General features: G+C 73.6%; 14 protein-coding genes and 1 pseudogene. 6 read left to right on the top strand and 9 right to left on the bottom strand.

The features are described 5' to 3' along the window. Positions 1-192: 192 nt before the first annotated feature. Complete coding sequence (locus ACIRQ7_RS11825; RefSeq protein ID WP_404261883.1) at positions 193-1,461, top strand: cytochrome P450; 1,269 nt, start codon at positions 193-195, stop codon at positions 1,459-1,461. A gap of 167 nt (positions 1,462-1,628) precedes the next feature. Then, entirely contained in the window at positions 1,629-2,810 is a 1,182-nt protein-coding gene (locus ACIRQ7_RS11820) for a D-alanyl-D-alanine carboxypeptidase family protein (RefSeq protein ID WP_404261881.1), read from the top strand. 292 nt (positions 2,811-3,102) lie between these two features. On the opposite strand, the gene ACIRQ7_RS11815 is transcribed toward ACIRQ7_RS11820, so the two are convergent. From ACIRQ7_RS11815 to ACIRQ7_RS11785, 7 genes and pseudogenes are all read right to left on the bottom strand, one after another. After that, positions 3,103-3,867: a DUF309 domain-containing protein gene (locus ACIRQ7_RS11815; RefSeq protein WP_404261879.1), complete on the bottom strand. Its 765-nt coding sequence runs from the start codon at positions 3,865-3,867 to the stop codon at positions 3,103-3,105. Positions 3,868-3,978: 111 nt separating this feature from the next. After that, entirely contained in the window at positions 3,979-4,821 is an 843-nt protein-coding gene (locus ACIRQ7_RS11810) for an SAM-dependent methyltransferase (RefSeq protein WP_404261877.1), read from the bottom strand. Positions 4,822-5,151: 330 nt separating this feature from the next. Further along, positions 5,152-5,483 (bottom strand): annotated as a pseudogene (locus ACIRQ7_RS11805) (DUF427 domain-containing protein). Between the two features lie 150 nt (positions 5,484-5,633). Further along, entirely contained in the window at positions 5,634-6,116 is a 483-nt protein-coding gene (locus ACIRQ7_RS11800) for a thioesterase family protein (protein WP_404261875.1), read from the bottom strand. After that, positions 6,113-7,093 carry a 3-hydroxyacyl-CoA dehydrogenase NAD-binding domain-containing protein gene (locus tag ACIRQ7_RS11795; RefSeq protein WP_404261873.1) on the bottom strand — a complete coding sequence of 327 codons (981 nt, stop codon included), beginning with the start codon at positions 7,091-7,093 and terminating at the stop codon, positions 6,113-6,115. Before ACIRQ7_RS11795 ends, ACIRQ7_RS11800 begins: the two co-directional genes overlap by 4 nt. 43 nt (positions 7,094-7,136) lie before the next feature. Continuing rightward, positions 7,137-8,024 (bottom strand): 3-keto-5-aminohexanoate cleavage protein, encoded by an 888-nt coding sequence (locus tag ACIRQ7_RS11790; RefSeq protein WP_401466713.1) that lies wholly within the window; start codon positions 8,022-8,024, stop codon positions 7,137-7,139. Positions 8,025-8,088: 64 nt separating this feature from the next. Beyond that, a complete protein-coding gene (locus ACIRQ7_RS11785; protein ID WP_401466710.1) occupies positions 8,089-8,946 on the bottom strand; it encodes a TetR family transcriptional regulator C-terminal domain-containing protein in 858 nt (285 codons plus the stop codon). Between the two features lie 192 nt (positions 8,947-9,138). Here ACIRQ7_RS11785 and ACIRQ7_RS11780 point away from each other — a divergent pair, with 192 nt between their 5' ends. The 4 genes from ACIRQ7_RS11780 (at position 9,139) to ACIRQ7_RS11765 (ending at position 15,312) form a co-directional block, all read left to right on the top strand. Beyond that, positions 9,139-11,202 carry a SpoIIE family protein phosphatase gene (locus tag ACIRQ7_RS11780; RefSeq protein ID WP_404261872.1) on the top strand — a complete coding sequence of 688 codons (2,064 nt, stop codon included), beginning with the start codon at positions 9,139-9,141 and terminating at the stop codon, positions 11,200-11,202. Between the two features lie 78 nt (positions 11,203-11,280). Next, complete coding sequence (locus ACIRQ7_RS11775; protein ID WP_404261870.1) at positions 11,281-12,723, top strand: glutamine synthetase family protein; 1,443 nt, start codon at positions 11,281-11,283, stop codon at positions 12,721-12,723. Next, a complete protein-coding gene (locus ACIRQ7_RS11770; protein ID WP_404261869.1) occupies positions 12,723-13,865 on the top strand; it encodes an amidohydrolase family protein in 1,143 nt (380 codons plus the stop codon). Before ACIRQ7_RS11775 ends, ACIRQ7_RS11770 begins: the two co-directional genes overlap by 1 nt. 163 nt (positions 13,866-14,028) lie before the next feature. Continuing rightward, positions 14,029-15,312, top strand: coding sequence for an MFS transporter (locus ACIRQ7_RS11765; protein WP_404261867.1), 1,284 nt, complete (start codon positions 14,029-14,031; stop codon positions 15,310-15,312). 49 nt (positions 15,313-15,361) lie between these two features. On the opposite strand, the gene ACIRQ7_RS11760 is transcribed toward ACIRQ7_RS11765, so the two are convergent. Together ACIRQ7_RS11760 and ACIRQ7_RS11755 are read right to left on the bottom strand one after the other, a co-directional pair. Continuing rightward, complete coding sequence (locus ACIRQ7_RS11760) at positions 15,362-16,909, bottom strand: M81 family metallopeptidase (protein WP_404261866.1); 1,548 nt, start codon at positions 16,907-16,909, stop codon at positions 15,362-15,364. A gap of 6 nt (positions 16,910-16,915) precedes the next feature. Continuing rightward, positions 16,916-18,079, bottom strand: a complete 1,164-nt coding sequence (locus ACIRQ7_RS11755) for an ROK family protein (protein ID WP_404261864.1) — start codon at positions 18,077-18,079, stop codon at positions 16,916-16,918. Positions 18,080-18,265: the final 186 nt, after the last annotated feature.

Raw genomic sequence — 18,265 nt, 5'->3', positions numbered from 1 at the left:
CGGGGGCCCGGCCGGCGGGGGCCCCCGGGGGCGCGGCCCCCCCCCCGGGGGGGGGCCCCCCGCCGGGGGGCGCGCCCCCCCCCCCCCCCCGGGGGCCCCCCCCCCCCCCGGGGGGGGGCCCCCCCGACAAGATGCCGCCCGAAGCGCCCGGGCCGGGCCGGGCGTTGACGGTACGGCCTAGAGTCGGGCTTCATGCAGAACACCGCCGAGACCGGCCCCGACGCCCCGTTGGACGTGACCCCCCTCCTCGACGATCCGTACGCCGCCTGCGCGGCCCTGCGCGAAGCCGGACCCGTGCACCGGATCACCGGCACCGACGGCAGCCCCGCCTGGCTGGTCACCCGCTACGACGATGTCCGGCGCGCGCTCGCCGATCCGCGGCTCTCCCTCGACAAGCGGCATGCCACGCCCGGCGGTTACCGCGGGTTCGCGCTACCGCCCGCACTCGACGCGAACCTGCTGAACATGGACCCGCCCGACCACACCCGCGTACGTCGGCTGGTGGTCAAGGCGTTCACCCCGGGGCGGGTCGAGAAGCTGCGCGGGCCGGTCCGCCGGACCGCCGAGGAACTGCTGGACGCCATGGCGGCGGCCGGGCGCGCGGACCTGATCAGCGACTACGCGGGCCCGCTGCCGATCACGGTGATCTGCGATCTGCTGGGTATCCCGGAGGCGGACCGGCGCGACTTCCTGGCCTGGTCGGACGCCCTCATCACGCCGGACCCCGGCCGCCCGCACCTGATGAAGGAGGCGATCGGGGCGATGCTGGAGTTCTACACCGGCCTGATCGCCGCCAAGCGGGCGCAGCCGGGCGACGATCTGCTCTCGGACCTGATCGCGGTCCGCGACGAGCCGGCTGCGGGCTCGGGGGAGCGCGCCGAGGGCGGTGACCGGCTCACCGAGGACGAACTGACCTCGCTCGCCTTCCTCATCCTCTTCGCCGGCTACGAGAACACCGTCCACCTCATCGGCAACTCCGTACTGACCCTCCTCGACCATCCCGAACGGCTCGACCGGTTGCGCCGCAATCCGGCCGAACTCCCGGCCGCGGTCGAGGAGTTCCTGCGGTTCGACGGACCCTCGCCGCTCTCGATCCGCCGCTTTCCCACGGAAGACCTGGAGATCGGCGGGGTGCGGATCCCGGCGGGGGACAGTGTGCTGCTGTCGATAGCGTCCGCGAACCGTGACCCGGGCCGTTTCCCCGACCCCGACGTGCCGGACCCCGGACGGAACGCCTCCGGGCACCTCGCGATGGGGCACGGCATCCATCACTGCCTCGGCGCCTCCCTGGCTCGCCTGGAGGCCGTCACCGCGCTCGACGCCCTCCTCGGCCGCTTCCCGGACCTGCGGCTCGACGTTCCGCGTGGCGCGCTGCGGCATCGGCGCTCGCTGCGTTCGCGTGGCCTGATTTCGCTCCCCGTCACCTGGAAATCAGCAAACGAACAAGCTTTTGAGGCATAACCGTTCGCTCATGCGGTAGAAAGGTGTTGAGCCCGCCCGGTGTGCATCCCCCGTCGCACCGGGCGGGCCCTTCTTTGCACCTGCGACACGCCGGGGCGGCGCGCTCTCCTTGATCCGTCTGGCGCACCTGTGCTGCGGGCCGCGGCCGCCCTTCTTAGCGTGACGGCATGGCAATTGACGCGCTTTCGTCCAAGAAGGCCGGTGCGCTGGCGGTGATCGCCGTCTCCGGCGTGTCACTGATGTGCATACCTGCCGTGGCCCGGCCCGCCGGGACGGCGGACCACCGGCCCGCACCGGCGTCGGCAGGGGGCGGAGGAGGAGGTGCCGCTCCCGGCGCCCCCAAGCTGCCCGGCGGGCTGTCCGCCCTCTCCTGGACGGTGGCCGACGCGGACTCCGGCAGCGTCCTCGCGTCCAAGGACGCGCACCGCAAGCTCGCCCCCGCAAGCACCCTCAAGACGCTGTTCGCGGTCACCGTCCTGCCGAAGTTCTCGGCCGGCACCGTCCGTCAGGTCAGCGCCGCCGACCTCGACGGCATCGGGGCGGGCAGCAGCGTGGTCGGTGTCCGGAAGGGCGAGCGTTACAAGGTCGGCGACCTGTGGCGCGGGGTCTTCCTTCGCTCGGGCAACGACGCCGTGCACGTCCTGGCGTCGATGAACGGCGGATGGAAGGTCACCGCGCGGGAGATGCAGGAAACCGCCCGCAAGCTCGGCGCACGCGACACCACCGTCAAGTCCCCGGACGGCTACGACGCGCCCGGCCAGGTCTCCTCGGCGTTCGACCTGACGGTCTTCGCCCGCGCCGGACTCGCCAACGCGGACTTCGCGCGCTACTGCTCCACCGTCCGCGCCGATTTCCCGAGTGCCGGCGGCACCACCCGGATCGAGAACACCAACCGGCTGCTGGCGGGGTCGCAGGGGATGGCCCGCTATCCCGGCATCATCGGCGTCAAGAACGGCTACACCACCAACGCCGGCAACACCCTGATCGCCGCCGCGCGGCGGGACGGCCGCACCCTGCTGGTGACGGTGATGAACCCGCAGTCCGGTGAGGCCAACGGGGTCTACAAGGAGGCCCGTTCCCTGCTGGACTGGGGTTTCCGCAGCGCCGGGAAGGCCCAGCCGGTGGGCACCCTGCGCACCACGGGTGTCACCCACGGAGCGGGCGGCCCACCCGCCCAGACGGTCGCCCACTCCGCCGAAGCCGACGACGAGGCGCGCGACGGCTCCACCTGGCGTTCCGCCGTCGCCCTGTGGGCGGGCGGCGTGGGAGCACTGGTGCTCGCCGCGGGCGCCCTGCTCGCCTGGCGAATGCACGCCCGCCGCGACAGCTCCGGGGGAGGACCTTCCTAGGGCCTGTCGTCACACTCCCGTCGTCTGCCCGAAGGGCAGGCCTTGCGGCGTCCGGTGCGTGTGAGCGCAAGGCGGAGGGCGTCCCGGTACGGGGTGTACCGGGGCGGTCCCGACAACGCGGCGAGCACGCGTGCGGGACGCCGCAAGGCTGGGGGCACCTCTCGGCGTCAGCCGGGGGAGGGAGTGTGACGCCAGGGCCTGGGGTCTGTCGTGTGGATCACGCCGGGCTCGCGGGGCCGGCGTGATCCACACGCCAGACCCTGGCTGCCGAACGCCACCGGTGGGCGCCCCATCAGGCCCCGCCGGTGCCGTCCCGCAGCCGGGGCGCCGTGCCGGCCGCCGGCACCGGACCGCTCAGCCGCCCCGCGAGATCCCGGGCCCAGACCATCAGCCCGCCGACGTCGATGCCGTACGGGGCCCCGTCCGTGTACGGCTCGATGGCCACCGCGCCGCGGTCCAGCAGCGATCTGCCCCCGGAGACATTGCCGCGCGCCGCGTGGGTGAGGCCCACGGCGAGCTGGGCGAGCCCGCGCCACAGACCGCGCTCGGCCTCCGGCGCCGCCTTCCAGGCGTCCTCCAGCACCTCGTGGGCGTGGAAGGGCATGCCGTCGTCGAGCAGCCGCTGCGCTTCGGCCAGCGACTCGGCCGGCGTACGGGGAACTCCTTCGGGCTGCCGTGCCACGCCTGCTGAGCCGTACGGCAGCGGGCGGCCGAGCCCGTCCCGGGGCCGCGCGTTACGGGCCCGCCCCTGCTCGTCCCGGTCCCGGCGCCCGGACGGCCGCCCGGAAGCGGGGGAAGCGGGGGAAGGGGCGGCGCCACGCGCGGTGTCGCTGCGGTCCGGGCGGTCTTTGGCCGTGCCGCCGTCGGCCTCGGTGCCGGCCGCCCCGGCGCCGCAGTACGGGCAGCCGCCGCCCGCGCCGGGGCCGGGCCGCTCATCGATCCGCCCGCAGACCTCGCACACCCGGTCCAGCCAGCAGGCCGGGTCGCCGCCCTCGTCGTGGGCCGCGCCCGCGCCCGGCCCGCCGGGCCTGTCGTTGCCTTCCGCCGTGTTGCTCACCCTCCGATTGTGCGCCGCGCGGCTCACCCGCGTCACCGCGGGGGCGGTGGGGGCACGCGCCGGGGCGCGCCGGGCGTGCCCGTCGGGTCGCACGGGGGTCCGGCAATCGCCTCAGCCCCGGCGGCAGTTGAAGATTCCCCAGCTCAGAAGGTCCTCCTGGCAGGCCTCCACCCACCGCGGCAGGTTCTCCAGGAGGCCGTCCAGATAGCCGGGGCTGATGACGCCGCGCAGCTCGTCCGCGCGGCGCCGGGTCTCCTCGGTGAGGCGGAGGTAGTGGGTGAGCAACTGTTCGCTGTGGTCCTCGAAGGTGACGTCGGCCAGCCCGAGCCCGGCGAGCTCGCGCCGGTAGAAGTGCGGCGTGGCGAGGGCTTCCACCTCAAGGCGGGCCACGACGGCCCGCAGCTTCTCGGGCGGGGTGCCGTCGGTCGCCATCAGGTCCGTGAAGACCAGCTCGCCCTGCGGGGCGAGCACCCGGACGGCCTCGCTGAGCAGCCTGCGCCGGTCGGGGCTGTGGCAGAACGCCTCCTGTGACCACACGACGTCGAAGTGGCCGGCCGGGTAGGGGATGTCCTGGAAGGAGCCGGTGACGACCTCGATGAGCCCGTCCAGGCCGCGTTCGGCGTTGGTTTTCCGGTGCCGTTCGTTCTGCGGTTCGCTGATGTTGAGGGCGACGACCCGGCAGCCGAAGTGGCCGGCCAGATAGCGGGCGGGCCCGCCGTATCCGGAGCCCAGGTCCAGCACCGTGGCCCCGGGCCCGAGCCGCCCGGCGGCCGTCGCCGCGGCGCGTTCCTCCGTGCGGCGGGAGGCCTTGGCGACCGGCTCGTCGTCGTGTGCGTAGATGCCGGTGTGGATGTCCTCGCCGCCCCACACCGCGGCGTAGAAGGCGTCGACGTCGTCGGTGCCGTAGTAGCGGCGCGCCGCCTCGGCGGCATCGGCTGTGCTGTCGTGACCCATGCTGCTGCCCTCACTTGTCCGGTCCGTCGTCGTGGTGGAGCTGCTGGACGTGACGGTAGCCGGACGGCCCCTTGAAGATCAGGAGGGCGGATCCGGCCATCCGGGCCTCGCGCCGGGCTGGGCACCCGTACGGGGTGAGGGGGCGTCCGGTTCCCGCGGGGACGGGGCGCCGGCACCGTCGGAGACGGGAGGGCGTAGGTGAGGGTGCGGTCGGCCGACCGCGCGCGGCAGGGGGATGAGCAGGACCGCGATGATCATGCGCGCGTCAAGAGTGGGGGCGTGGTCAGGGGTGGTCCCTCCTACCGCCCCGCAGTGCCCCGGCCGCGCCGCCTATACCAACTCGGCGTCGTAGAAGCAGAGATGGTCCTTGATCTGCGCGACCTCGGAATGCGATCGGGGTAGGCCCACACGAGGTCCTCCGGGCCGCCGGGAAGGGACCAGTAGGAGGCGGTCCCCTTGAACGGGCAGAAGGTGTGGGTCGCGGACGGCGTGAGCAGCTCGGTGCGGACGTCCTCCGGTGGCAGGTAGTAGCGCACCGGGCAGCCGGTCTCGGAGAGCAGCAGCGGGCGGCGGCTGTCGGCGATCAGCTGTCCGTCGCGCTCCACCCGGATGTGGTCGGTGCCTTCGGCGATCTCGATGCGGTGGCCTCGGCCGGTGGTCATGATCGATTCCCGTCGGTGGACGATGCAGGTCCACCGTTCCAACAACCGACCGCGGCCGTGGTGTTCCCCGGCCACCGGATCGCGTACGGCGGCGCGCCCCCGCCCGCGCGGGGCGGGGCGGGGCGGGGGCGCGGCGCGGCGTGCGGCGGCTCAGATCTCCCGGATGCCGCGCCCCGCCCAGGCGGGCGCTGGCCCGGTCAGGGTGGCGAGGTGGGTGCGGGTGGCGTCGGGCAGCGGCGCGGCGCGGCCGGCGCCCTGGTCGACGTGCAGGGTGAAGAGCTCCTCGGTCGCCACCGGATCGCCGGACGGCTCGCCCGTCGGCGCGGCGAGGAACATCTCGTGCAGGAAGCGGACCTTCTTGGCGTCCGTCCCCAGCACGGTGGTGCGGACGCACAGGTCGCTGCCGCGTGGCACCTCGTGCAGGTAGCGGACATGCGCCTCGACGGTGTAGAGGGAGCAGCCGGTGCGTGCGCGGTAGCCGGCGTCGAGGCCCGCCGCGTCCATCAGCGCGTCCGTCGCGAAACCGAAGACGAGGACGTAGTACGCCTCGCTGAGATGGCCGTTGTAGTCGATCCAGTCGTCCTGGACGGTCTGCCGGAAGACCGGGAGGCCGCCCGTCCCGTGAGCGGTCATCGGCGGGCACCGCCCAGCCGGCCGGTGGCGCGCAGCACGTCGATGACGCCCTGGTCGCGCTCGGCGACCAGATCCGCGTACGTCCGCTCGCCTGCGGCCTCGTCGCAGCCGTCGACCATCGCGTCCCGCAGCTCCTTGTCCAGCTCGGGCGCCTCCAGCCGGGTCCACGGGGACTTCAGGGACGGGCCGAAGTGGTCGAGCATATGGGCCATGCCGCCCTCGCCGCCGGCCAGCGCGAAGGTCAGGCACGGGCCCATGAACGCCCAGCGCAGACCGGGGCCTTCGGTGATCGAGGCGTCGATGTCCTCGACGGAGGCCTCGCCGTTGGCGACCATGTGCAGCGCCTCGCGCCACAGGGCTTCCTGGAGGCGGTTGGCGATGAAGCCGGGCAGTTCGCGGTCCATGGTGATGACGGACTTGCCGGCCACGTCGTAGAAGCGCGAGGACCACTCCACGGCCGCGGCGTCGGTCCGCTCGCCGCCGACCACCTCGACCAGCGGGATGAGGTACGGAGGGTTGAAGGGGTGGCCGACGACGAGCCGCTGCGGGCTCGCGGCGGCGTCGTGCGGGGGCTGCATATCGGTCATCGGGTAGCCGGAGGTGGAGGAGGCGATGACCACGCCGGGCGGCGTCGCCGTGTCCAGCTCGGCCAGCAGCGACTGCTTCAACTCCAGCTTCTCCGGGGCGCTTTCCTGGACGAACTGGGCGTCGGCTACGGCCTCGGCGAGTGTCGCGGTGACCGTCAGCCGGTCCTGCGAGGCGCCGTCGGCCAGGCCTATCTGCTCCAGCGCGGGCCAGGCGGCGGCGACCAGGCGGCGCAGCTTGTCCTCCGCGTCGGGGGCCGGGTCCCAGGCGGTGACGTCGTAGCCGCGGGCGAGGAAGTGGGCGACCCAGCCGCCGCCGATGACGCCGGCGCCGATACAGGCGACGCGCCGGACGTCCTCGGGGGAGCAGGGGGCAGGGGTGGTGGCAGGCACAGGTGTCCTCCGGATCGGGCCGGTCGGGCGGGGAGTTGGGGGGTCAGGCGCGCGGCTTGAGGCCGAGGCGGGCGCGGGCCTCGTCGGGGGTGGCGACCGAGGCGCCGAGCAACTCGGTGATCTGCACGGCCCGTTCGACGAGCTGGCCGTTGGTGGCCTTGACGCCCTTGCTGAGGTAGAGGTTGTCCTCCAGGCCGACCCGGACGTTGCCGCCCAGCAGGATCGACTGGGCGACCCACGGCATCTGCATCCGGCCGAGCGCGAAGCTCGCCCACTGTGCGCCCTCGGGCAGCATGTTGACCATGGACTGCAGGACGCCCGGGTCGGCGGGTGCGCCCCACGGGATGCCCATGCACAGCTGGAAGATCGTCGGGTCGTCCAGCAGGCCCTCCGCCAGCAGCTGCTTGGCGAACCACAGCTGACCGGTGTCGAAGATCTCCAGCTCCGGGCGTACGCCGAGGTCCTGGATGCGCTTGGCGCCGGCCCGCAGCATGTCGGGCGTGGAGACGTAGAGGTTCGAGCCGTCACCGAAGTTCAGCGAGCCGCAGTCCAGGGTGCAGATGTCGGGGAGCAGCTCCTCGACGTGCGGCAGCCGCTCCAGGCCGCTGACGAGGTCGGTGCCCGGCAGGCTGGTGAGCGGGTTCTCCGGGTCGATGACCAGGTCTCCGCCCATCCCGGCGGTGAGGTTGATGATGACGTCGGTGCCGGTCTCCTTGACCCGCTCGACCACCTCGGCGTAGAGCCGCGGGTCACGGGACGGGGCGCCGGTCTCGGGGTCGCGGACGTGGATGTGGACCACGGCGGCGCCCGCCGATGCCGCCTCGACGGCCGATGCGGCGATCTGCTCGGGTGTCACGGGGACGTGCGGCGAGCGGCCGACGGTGTCGCCGGCTCCGGTCAGCGCACAGGTGATGATGACGTCGTTGTTCACGGGGTGTCCCTTCGGGGTGGGGCGGGGCCGGTCGGCCAGAGGGGGAGCCGGGCGGGGGCGCGGCTCAGGCGGTGAGTTCGCTGTCCACGAAGGCGAGGAGAGCGGCGTGCATGGTGTCGGGGCCGGTGCTGTCGGGCGCGGTGGCCAGGACCTGGGTGGCCAGCCCGTCGATCAGGGCGGTCAGTCGCAGCGCGGCGAACTCCGCGTCCACCTCGCGGAAGACGCCCTGCTCGATGCCGCGCCGCAGGACGTCGGCGACGGTGCTGCGCCACTGCCGGTAGTAGTGCTCGTGCAGCCGCCCGACGGCGGTGGAGCGGGCGGCCTGTGCCCACAGGTCCAGCCAGACCAGCCACTGGCGGCGCTGCTGTGCGGTGCGCGGGGTCTGCAGCGCGATCAGGTGCAGCAGTTCGGCGCGGGCGTCGGCGGCCTCGGCGAGACCGGCCGCCCGGCGCTCGGTGTCCTCGTCCATGCACCACCGCACGGCCGCTTCCAGCAGCTCGTCGCGGCCGGGGAAGTGGTAGTGCACGGCGGCGGTGCTGGTGCCGCAGGCGGCCGCGATGTCGGAGACCCGGACCTCGTGGAAGCCGTGCTCGGCGATCAGCCGGACGGTCTCCCGCACGATCTGCAGCGGCCGGCCGCCCTCCGGCACCGGCACCGGCTCACGGTCGGGCGGCGGCGCGGGCCGCTCCGGGGAGCCGAGCAGCCGGCCCACCTCGACCCCGCCGATCTCGGCGATGCGGACGATCTCGGCGAGCGTGAAACGCCTGGTGCCGCCCAGTGACCTGGACAGTTTCGAGGGGTCCATCACGATGCGGCGGGCGAACTCCCGACGGCTGCAGCCGAGCCCGTCGATCACCTGCCGGACACGGTCCGTGACATCCCCGGCGTCGTCGGTGACCCGGGTCGCGGGTTCTTCCTTCATGGTCGGGGACCGTAGCAGTGCGTTGAGATCATCGCAACGCTTGAAGCCGGGACTGCTTCTGATATCCCTGTTCTGGTGGGGTGCGAGAGAGGTGGTGAGGGGGAAACTGATGCGTGAGTCAGGGGTGGCGAGGGAGGGGAGGGCCAAGGGGCCGGAACGCCGCAATCCGGGTGAATGTGGCAAAGTGACGACATGGCTGACCGGGGAGCGAAGCGGCCCACCGTGTCGGTGCCGGACGACTGGCCCGCCCACCCGGACCTGACCCTGGCCCTCAACGGCATGGGCGGCTTCGACTGGGACCTCGACAGCGGGCTGATGCACATGGACCCGCCCGCCCTTGAGGTCTTCGACATGCTGCCGGAGGAGTACGACGACCGCCCGGCCAGCCTCAGCTGCCGTGTCCCGCCCAACGAGGCCGCCCGCCTCGACGCCCTGGTCGCCCGCGCCCTCAAGGACGGCAGCGACTCCTACGGCGCCTACTACCGGGTCCGCCTGCGCGACGGCGAACTGCGCTGGACCCACAGCCAGGGCAGCATCCGCCGCGACAGCACCGGCAAACCCCGCCGCATCATCGGTGTCGTACGCGACGCCAGCGACGAGTACACCCAGGCGGCCGAGCGGATCGCCGTCGACGAGGAACGCCGCCGGCACACCAGCGTCGTCGAACGCACCACCGCCGCCCTCGCCCACGCCAGGACCGTCCGCGACGTCATCGCCGTACTCGCCGACGAACAGGGCCTGAGCCGCCTCGGCGCCGAAAACGTCATCCTCGGCCTCGTCGAGGCCGGCCGCATCCGGCTGGTCTCCGAAGGCAAGGCCGGCAGCTTCGTCCCCGATCTCGAATACACCAAGGTCGGCGACGAATTCCCGATGAGCGAGGTCGTCCGTACCCTCACCCCCCGCTACGTCCGCAGCCGCACCGAGTTCGCCGAGGGCTACCCCCGGCTGTGGCCCGCCATCGAACCACTCAACGTCGGCTCCGCCGCCTACCTCCCGCTGATCGCTCAGGGCCGCCCGATCGGCGTCATCGGCCTCTTCTTCGAGCGGGAGAGCGAGTTCCGCGACCAGGAACGCAACCTGCTGGTCGCCCTCGGCTCCAGCATCGCGCAGAGCCTGGCCCGCGCCATGCTCTACGACCAGGAGCACGACCTCGCCGCCGGCCTCCAGACCGCCATGCTGCCCCGCCGCATCCCCGGCGTCGCCGGCGCCCAGGTCGCCGTCCGCTACCGCTCCGCCCGCATGGGCCGCGACATCGGCGGTGACTGGTACGACGTCATCCCGCTCCCCGACGGCCGGGTCGCCGCCGTCATCGGCGACGTCCAGGGCCACGACACCCAGGCCGCCGCCCTCATGGGCCAACTGCGGATCGTGCTGCGCGCCTACGCCGCCGAAGGGCACGCGCCCGCCACCGTCATGGCCCGCGCCTCCGCCTTCCTCAACGAACTCGACACCGACCGCTTCGCCACCTGCACCTACGTCGACGCCGACCTCACTACCGGCGCCGCCCGCTTCGTCCGCGCCGGACACATCGACCCCCTGCTGCGGCACGCCGAGGGCATCTGCCGCCGGCTGCCCGTCGCCGGGGGACTGCCGCTCGGCATCTCCTCCGAGTTCAAGCGCCTCGACTACCCCGTCACCACCGTCCACCTCGCCCCCGGCGACACCCTGCTGCTCTGCACCGACGGCCTCGTCGAACAACCCGGCGTCGACCTCGACGACGGCATGCGGCAGCTCGCCCGGGAGGTCCGTGAGGGTCCTCAGGACGTCCAGCAACTCGCCGACCGGCTCTGCGAATCGGCCGACGAGCGGCCCAGCGAGGACGATATGGCCCTGCTCCTGCTGCGCCGCCTCGGCACACCCGAACACGACACCGCGGGACGCTTCCGGCAGCACATCGCCCCCGCCGACCCCCAAGGCCTGTCCGCCGTCCGGCACATGATCCGGGCAGCCGTACGGGCCTGGGGTGCGCGCGAGCGCGCCGAGGAGATCGAGCTGGTCGCCGACGAACTCATCACCAACGCCCTGCTGCACACCGATGGCGAGGCCGTGGTCAACATCCGCATGCCGCACAGCGTCGAGCGCCGCCTGCGCCTGGAGGTCGAGGACCACTCCAGCAGCCTGCCCAGACGCCGCGAACCGGGCGAGGCCGGTGTGTCCGGCCGCGGCCTGCTGCTCGTGGACCGGTTGGCCGATGTCTGGGGGGTGGAGCCGCGCGGCGGAGGGAAATGCGTATGGTGCGAGTTCAACTGCCCGTGACCGGCAAGGCCCTGCGCCACCCGGGGGACCACGGGATCGGGCGCCGAGAGATCGGCACGGCGGAGTGAGGACGGCTCAATGGGACTGCGGCCTGCGGAACAGCGCGAGCAAGCCCGCCAGTTGACGGCGCGGCTCGGCGCGGAAGGCGTCCTGAACGTGGCCCTGACCTGGGTGGACAATGCGGGCATCACGCGCGTCAAGGCCATACCGGCACAGCGCCTGGAAAATGCCGTGCACCGCGGCGTCGGCATGTCACCCGTCTTCGACGTCTTCACCTCCGACGACGCCATCACCGAATCCGCCCACCTCGGCGGCCCGGACGGCGACCTACGGCTCCACCCCGACCTGGACCGCCTCACCACCCTCGCCGCACAACCCGGCTGGGCCTGGGCCCCCGCAGACCGCTACGACCAGCTCGGCCTGCCGCACCTCGCCTGCCAGCGGCAGTTCGCCCGCCGGATGACCGAAAAGGCCGCCGCCGCGGGACTCGACCTGCGGATGGGCTTCGAAACCGAGTGGGTCGTCACCCGCGCCCCCGACCCCCGGCGCCCGCACCACACCACGGCCCCGGACGACGGCTCCACCCCGGCCGCGGGCTCCACCCCGGCCGCCGGTCTCCTCGACTACCCGTGCACCGGTCCCGCCTACGGCATGACCCGCCTCGTCGAACTCTCCGACTACCTCCGCGACGTCACCGAAGCGCTCACCCTCCAGGGCGTCGACGTCCTCCAGATCCATCCCGAGTACGCCCAGGGCCAGTTCGAGGTCACCACCACCCCCGGCGACCCGGTGCGCGCCGCCGACGACGTCGTCCTGGTCCGCGAAACCATCCGCGCCGTCTCCGCCCGGCACGGGCTGCGCGCCACCTTCGCCCCCACCGTCGTCGCCGGTCAGGTCGGCAACGGCTGCCACCTCCACCTCAGCCTGCACCGCGAGGGCAGCAGCCTGCACCGCGCCGCCGGTGCCGAATGGGGCCTGGCGCCCGACGCGCACGCCTTCCTCGCCGGTGTCCTCGCCGACCTGCCGGCCCTCCTCGCCATCGGCTGCCCCTCACCCGCCAGCTACCTCCGGCTGCAGCCCTCGCGCTGGGCCGGCGTCTACCAGTGCTGGGGAGTGGAGAACCGCGAAGCGGCACTGCGCCTGATCACCGGCGCCCCCGACGACCCCGACGGCGGCCACGCCGAGGTCAAGACCTTCGACGCCGCCGCCAACCCCTACCTCGTCGTCGGCTCGGTGATCGCCGCCGGACTGCACGGCATCGAAACCGGCACCCCCCTGCCCGCCCCGGAGACCGGCGACCCCGGCGTCCTCGGCGTCCGTGAACGTGCCCGCCGCGGCATCGTCCGGCTCCCCGCAACCCTCACCGAGGCCGCCGACCGGTTCGAGAAGTCCGCCCCGCTCCACGAGGCACTCGGCAAGGTCCTGCACGGCGCGATCCTCGCGGTCCGCCGCGCCGAGGAGGAGCACTTCGCCGAGAGCGAGGCGGAGGAGATCGCGGCCGCCACCCGCGGGCGCTGGTGATGGCCGCGAACGCCCCCGGGGCCGGGCCCGACGCCGACGACGGCCTCCCGCCGCTCGTCGACCACCACTGCCACGGCGTGATCCGGCACCAACCGGACCCCGCGGCGTTCGCCGCTCACCTCACCGAATCCGACCGGCCGCCCGCCGCCGGCACCACGTTCTTCGACACCCAGACCGGCTTCGCGGTCCGCCGCTTGTGCCCTCCCCTGCTCGGCCTGCCCGCCCACAGCAGCCCCGAGACCTACCTCGCCCGCCGCCGCGAACTCGGCCCCGAAGAGACCACGCGCCGTCTGCTGCGCGCCACCGGCATCGGCAGCTACCTCCTCGACACCGGGCTCCCCGGCGACCTGACCGGCCCCACCGAAACCGCGGCGGCCGGCGGCGGCACCGGACACGAGATCGTCCGACTGGAAACCCTCGCCGAACGCGTCGGCGCCGGTACCCGTGACGCCGACGCATGCGTCGAGACCCTCGGCCAGGACATCCGGGCGGCCGCACGCACCGCCGTCGCCTTCAAATCCGTCGCCGCCTACCGCCACGGCCTCGCCCTCGACGCCCGGCCACCCACCCGCGACGCGGTCCGCACCGCCGCCCACGCCTGGCTGGCCGCCGGCGCGCCCCGCCTGACCGATCCGGTGCTGCTGCGCCACCTCATCGAACTTGCCGTCGCCACCGGCCGCCCGCTCCAGCTCCACACCGGCTTCGGCGACCCCGACCTGCGCCTGCACCACGCCGATCCGGCCCTGCTGACCGACTTCGTGCGGGCCACCGCGGACACCGGCACCCCGCTCGTCCTGCTGCACTGCTACCCCTACCACCGCCAGGCCGCCTACCTGGCGAGCGTCTTCCCGCACGTCCACGCCGACATCGGCCTGACCCTCACGCACACCGGGCCGCGGGCCGCCGCCGTGCTCGCCGAATTCCTCGAACTCGCCCCGTTCGGCAAGCTCCTCTTCTCCACCGACGCCTACGCCCTGCCCGAGCTGTACGCCGTCGGCAGCGCCCTGTTCCGGACCGCGCTGGCCACCGTGCTCGGCGACTGGACGGCGTCCGGTGCCTGGTCACCGCAGGACGCCCGGCGCGTCGGCGCGATGATCGCCGCGGACAACGCGCGGCGGGTGTACGGCCTCCGCGACGACTGAGACCGGGGCGCGAGGGGACCCGGAACCGCTGCCCGGACCACCGGGAGCCGGCCACCCGCGGCACCCTCCGCACCCGGTCCGGGGCGTGCCTCCCGGGCCGGCCCCGAGGCAGCCCCGACCGGCCCCGAGAGACACGCCGCCGCCCGCCGTGTTTTACTTCCGCGTGCCCCCTACAACGACCACCGCCGACGACGAAACCCCGCTGCGCTCCCGGATATTCGCCGACCTGACCCCGCTGCGCAGCTCCCCGGACTACCGGCGCCTGTGGTGCGGCAACACCGTCTCCTGGATGGGCCAGCAGATGACCGCCCTGGCGGTCTCCCTGCAGGTCTACGCCATCACCGGATCCACCTTCTCGGTCGGCCTGGTGGGCCTGTGCTCGCTGGTGCCGCTCGTCGTCTTCGGGCTCTACGGCGGCGCCATCGCCGACACCGTCGACCGCCGCAAGCTGGGCCTGTTCAGCGCCGCGGGCGCCACCGTGATGTCCGTCGTGCTGGCGGGCGCGGCACTGGCCGGCTACCATCGGGTCTGGCTCCTCTACACCGTCGTCGCCCTCCAGGCCGTCTGCTTCGCGATGAACTCGCCGGCCCGCTCGTCGATGATCCCCAGGCTGCTGCCCACCGAGCAGCTGCCCGCCGCCAACGCCCTCAACTCGCTCACCAGCAACCTCGGCCTGATGGGCGGGCCGATGCTGGGCGGCGTGATCGTCGGCCTGTGGGGCTACCAGGCCGCCTATCTGATCGACGTCGCGGCCTTCAGCGGCTCCCTCTACGCGATGTGGCGACTGCCTTCCATGCGGCCCGAACAGGGCCCTGACGAGGGATCGTCGAAGCGCCGCGCCTCGGTCCTGGACGGCCTGCGCTTCCTCGCGACCCGCCCGAACCTCCGGATGACGTTCTTCTCCGATCTGTCGGCGATGGTGCTGGCCCAGCCCCGGGCCCTGTTCCCCGCCATCGCGGTCCTGTGGTTCGCCGGGGACGCCAAGACCGTCGGACTGCTCGTCGCCGCACCCGCGGTGGGCGCCGTCCTGGGCGGACTGTTCTCCGGCTGGCTCGGCGGGATCCGTCGCCACGGACTGGCCATCCTGATCGCGGTGGCCGCCTGGGGCGCGGCCATCGCCTGCTTCGGGCTCTCCCGGAACCTGTGGTTCGGACTCTTCTTCCTGGCCGTCGCCGGCTGCGCGGACACCGTGTCGATGGTTTTCCGCTCCACGATGTTGCAGGCCGCGACGCCGGACCAGATGCGTGGCCGGCTCCAGGGCGTCTTCATCGTGGTCGTCGCCGGCGGGCCGCGGCTCGGCGACTTCCTCGCCGGATCGGCCGCCGACCTCACCTCACCGGCCGCCGCGGTGGTCGGCGGCGGCCTGGCCTGCGTCCTGGTCGTGACCGCCCTCGGCCTGGGCCGTCGCGCCTTCGCCCGCTACGACGCCCGCGACCCGCAGCCGTGAGGTGCGGTCCGCGGACAGCGGGATGCCGCGGACACCTCCACGCCGGGCCCTACCCGAGCAGCACCGGCGTCAGGTCCGGCTCCTCGAACCCCTCGTCGTCGAACGGGTAGAGCGGCCGCTGCACCTTGTGGTGGCCCAGTCGCAGCAGGTCCTGGTCCACGCCGCCGGGGGTCAGCGCCAGCAGCCAGTCCGCGGCCATCGCGTACAGCTCCGGCTCCAGATACCCGATCTTGACGGCCACCAGGTCGTAACGGAGCGGATCCAGCGCCCCGAAGTCGGCACGGGTGTGGAACGGCTTGCGGCGCTCGGTGAGCACCACCGTCACACCGCCCCGGGTCACGGCGGCGGTCCGTCCGCCGCCGTCGTAGGCCGGATTGCCGCGCGGCGTGCCCGGTTCGGGGGCCTCCGCACCGTCGAGGGAGGCGACCGTGCCGGTCAGGGCGTACGGCTCGGCGTGCGGGCCGGTGCCCGCGCTGACCTGCCCGCCCACGGCGAGCGTGACCTCGGCGCCGACACCCGCGTCGAAGCACGCGGCGACGGCCTCCGGGTCGGTGATCCCCGGGTGCAGTGCGGAGACCCGCCCGCTCGCCAACTCCTCGTTCGCCAGCAGCCGGCCGAGCAGATACGCCAGGTCGCCGGCCCCGCCCGCCGTGGGGTTGTCCCCGGAGTCGCTGATCAGGAAGGGGCGGGCGGGGGAGGCCACGGCGCGGGCGATACAGCTGTCCGCGTCACCGGTCGGCCCGACGAACACGAAATCGCGGCGCGCCTCCCAGTAGGCGCGGGCCAGTGATGCCGCCTCCGCGAGGGCGAGGGCGGGGTCGTCGCCGGTGACGACGACGGCGGCCCGGCAGCGTTCCTCGTCGGCCCAGGCGTAGCCCACCCAGAGAGCCGCGTCGACGATCCCGTCGAGCGCCTCGACCGACGCCAGCCGTCCGTACAGCGACGCGGCGGGCTCCAGCCGGGTGCTGGTCTTCTCCCCGGGGAGCAGGACGGGGATCTGCACCCAGGCGCGGTGCGGGCGGCCCTTTCCGGAGACCAGCCGTCCGACGAGCTTGCGGGCGGCGCGTTCGCGGGTCTCCCAGGCGTCCTCGTGCGGGGCGAGGCGGTGCGCGGTGAGCAGGTCCAGGCGGTCGGCGAAGCGGCGGGAGACGTTCCCGTGCAGGTCCATGGCGGCGGAGATGAGGGTGTCCGGGCCGGTCGCGGCGCGTACCGCGTCGGTCAGATCGGCCTCGGCGTCCTCCAGCCCGACGACGCTCATCGCGCCGTGGATGTCGTACACCAGGCCGTCCAGCGGTCCCGACTCCGCGATCCGGCCGGTCAGTTCGGCCTTGATGCGGTCGTACGCGGTGCGCTCCACGGGGCCGCCGGGAAGCGCGACGGCGTGCACCAGTGGCACCCACTCGACCAGCGCGGCCAGTTCGTCGTCCGGCCCGGTCCAGGTGTAGCGGTCCAGCAGCGCGCCGTCCCGCGTGATGCGGAAGTCGTCGTACACCGACCGGTGCGGGCAGAACTGGCTGGACTCGATGGCCATACCGCCGATGCCGATCCGGAGGCGGCGGCCGCCTTCCGGCCGCGTGCGGTCGGTGGAGGGCTTCACGGGGGATCACCTTTCCTTTCCACGGCTGCCCGCCGCCACCCCGCGCAGCGCGGCGTGCCCCGCGCCGAGCAGTCCGGCGTCCGGGCCGCCGGTGGCGGCGTTGATGAGGAGTTCGCTGGTGGCCATCGGCAGGCAGCGTTCGTAGAGCATCCCGCGCACCGCGGCGACCAGCGGCTGGGCGCCGGACAGGGCGCCGCCGAGGAGCACCGCCTCGGGGTTGAAGAAGTTCACGACGACGGCGAGCACCGCCCCGATGTCCCGCCCGGCCTGCCGTACGAGGGTGGTGGCGTGCGGTTCGCCGTTCTCGACGAGGCGCAGGATGTCGGTCGTGGAGTCGGCGGCGATGCCCTGGGCGCGGAGCGCGGCGGCGAGCGCGGCGCCGCTCGCCACGGTCTCCAGACAGCCGATGTTGCCGCAGGAGCAGGGGCGTTCACCGGCCGCCTCCAGGCGCACATGGCTGATGTCCCCGGCCGACCCGCGGGCCCCGCGGTAGAGCCGGCCGTCGCTGATGACGCCGGAGCCGATGCCGCGGCCCGCCTTGACGACGACGAGGTGCCGCAACGCCGGGTGGGTGGCGCGGTGTTCGCCCAGGGCCAGCATGTTGGCGTCGTTGTCGAGGAGTACGGGCAGGCCGAGGCGGTCGGCGAGCCGGTCGCGCAGCGCGAACAGATGCCAGCCGGGCATGCGGGACGGGGCGATGATCCGGCCGCCGTCGGCGTCCACCGGCCCCGGGAAGCCGACGCCCACACCGCGCACGGTGCGGCCGGCGGCGCGCTGCCGCTCCGCCAGCGCGCCCAGCCGCTCGGCGAGTGCGTCCAGGGCCGGTTCGGGGCCCGAGGTCAGGTCGGCGGCGTCCTCCTCGACGTCGAAGACGGGGCCGGTCAGCCCGACGGCGCCGGTACGGACGTGATGGCTGCCCAGGTCGGCGGCGAGGGCCACCGCGCCCCGGTCGGCGATGCGCAGCAGCCGGGGCCGCCGGCCGCCGCGTGAGGCGCCTTCGCCGGACTCGGTCAGCAGTCCGGCCTCGACGAGGTCCTGGACGCGGGCGGAGACGGTGGAGGCGGCGAGTCCGAGTTCTCTGACGAGGTCCGCGCGGGAGGTGGCGGAGCCGTTCGCCACGAGTGCGAGGACGTGCGCGGCGGAGCCGGGCTGCTCGTCGGAGGCGGTCATGGGGCGCCTTTCGGCTCGGTGCGGGAGGGGCGGCCGCTCTGGGACCGCGGGGCTCGGCAGAGGCCGGACTTTCTTCGGTCGTCGAAGGAAGTGGGGGCTCAACTGGTGGTCAGTAGACCGCAGTCGGGGATGCTTAGCCAAGCCCTTGACTTCTTTTCGCGACCGTCCGTACTTTGCTCGCATTCT

The organism is Streptomyces sp. NPDC101393 (assembly GCF_044767385.1).
In the GTDB taxonomy this organism is placed as follows: domain Bacteria; phylum Actinomycetota; class Actinomycetes; order Streptomycetales; family Streptomycetaceae; genus Streptomyces.
The sequence above is the reverse complement of the archived record's forward strand: the minus strand, read 5'-3'. Positions and strand labels throughout refer to the sequence as shown.